At 52.6% G+C, this 633-nt stretch carries 1 pseudogene; it reads right to left on the minus strand.

From position 1 onward, the window contains the following. Window positions 1-633, minus strand: a pseudogene (locus AAAT87_RS15455) (hypothetical protein); the annotation flags it as partial.

Here is a 633-nt window from a genome sequence, read left to right on the forward strand (position 1 = left end):
AGTGCCCTGAAATCGATTGTCTTGAACATCGTCATTACTTTGAACTTTAAGATTTGAACTTTGAACTTTATGATTACCATCGCTAGGTATTTGCCCCTGAAAGTCCCCCGACAGGCGTTCCGGGGATTTGCAATTAGGTACTTGCCCCTGAAAGTCCCCCGACAGGCATTCCGGGGATTTGCAATTAGGTACTTGCCCCTGAAAGTCCCCCGCCAGGCGTTCCGGGGATTTGCAATTAGGTATTTGCCCCTGAAAGTCCCCCGCCAGGCGTTCCGGGGATTTGCAATCCCCGGCAAGCAAGCCATAGCGAGCCGTCCCCCTTCCATCAATCGTAAGCCCACGCTTCAGAAAAGCCTCTCTGCGGGCTTGAATCTCCTCATCCGGCAGAACCCCATACCACTCCTTCGAGCGATAGATCTCCGAGTCCTTATCCGTGATAAAGATGATTCTCTCCGGCGTGATGCAGCTCTTGTCGTAGGGAATCCCAGCCGCCTCGCAATACGCCTTCTGCGTCTCCTCTATCGTCATACCCATCGGCATACGGATATCGATATGCAGCTTCTTTCTAGCCGAATACTCCAGATGCAGCAGTTTCCCCTTCCAAATCGTGTTGCTGCAGTTCAGCTCACGGGC

The organism is Segatella sinensis (assembly GCF_040095255.1).
In the GTDB taxonomy this organism is placed as follows: Bacteria; Bacteroidota; Bacteroidia; order Bacteroidales; family Bacteroidaceae; genus Prevotella; species Prevotella sinensis.